The sequence below is a fragment of the Pseudoalteromonas sp. c7(2019) genome (genome assembly GCF_011378625.1).
GTDB classification, from domain to species: Bacteria; Pseudomonadota; Gammaproteobacteria; order Enterobacterales; family Alteromonadaceae; genus Pseudoalteromonas; species Pseudoalteromonas arctica.
Genome location: NZ_WTKS01000059.1, coordinates 272 through 628, shown reverse-complemented (window position 1 = coordinate 628; position 357 = coordinate 272). Strand labels below are relative to the sequence as shown.

Here is a 357-nt window from a genome sequence, read left to right as displayed (position 1 = left end):
AAAGCCTTTCTAGAATAGACTTTTTATCATAAAAAATAATTTGGCTTGATAGATATAGTAATCAAGCCAAATACAACAGCTGAAAAAACGACAGTAACTACGGCAGTAACTACGGCAGTTTAGTTGCTTGTACCCAAATAACAGCATCTTGTGAAAGCGCTTTTCCTTTGTAAGTTTTCTGTTCACCTATGCCTAACGCAGCAAATCCCCACTGACCTGCTTTCAATAATGAAAAATGGAAAGTACCGTTGGCATCAGCGTAGATAGTTTGTGTCACAAACACTTCCGAAGGCGGCGTCATGATAGGTTCTTTAGCAAAGTGATTTTTTTGCATATCAGGCACATAGTTCATGAATT

Annotated in this window: 1 protein-coding gene; it reads right to left on the bottom strand. The window is 37.8% G+C overall.

What is annotated here, in order from left to right:
• Window positions 1–109: 109 nt before the first annotated feature.
• Window positions 110–357 (bottom strand): hypothetical protein (locus tag GQR38_RS20000; protein ID WP_240920061.1); only part of this gene is annotated, 248 nt, incomplete at its 5' end.